Below are 302 nucleotides of genomic sequence, written 5' to 3' on the forward strand. Positions count from 1 at the left end.
TCAGTTCGATATCCGGGTACGCCTGCAACCAAAGGATCGCGACGATGTGGCGCGCATCAGTGCGCTACGCATCAGCAATGGCGATGGCCGTGCCGTGCCGCTGTCGGAGGTGGCGGACATTCGCATGGAGCCGGGACCGTCGACCATCGAGCGCCAGGAAGGCAGGCGCGTCACCCTCGTTCAGGCCAACGTGCGCGGCCGCGACCTCGCCGGCTTCGTCCTCGCTGCGCAACATGCGGTTCAGACGCAAGTCAAGTTCCCGCCTGGGTACACCGTGTCGTGGGGTGGCAGCTTCAAGAACC

At 65.2% G+C, this 302-nt stretch carries 1 protein-coding gene; it reads left to right on the forward strand.

Features of this window, described 5'->3' with window-relative positions:
• Positions 1-302, forward strand: a 302-nt coding sequence (locus P0D89_RS54435; RefSeq protein ID WP_408379920.1) for an efflux RND transporter permease subunit, incomplete at both ends; no start/stop codon positions are given.

Source organism: Paraburkholderia sp. RL18-085-BIA-A (assembly GCF_046027075.1).
Lineage (GTDB): Bacteria > Pseudomonadota > Gammaproteobacteria > Burkholderiales > Burkholderiaceae > Paraburkholderia.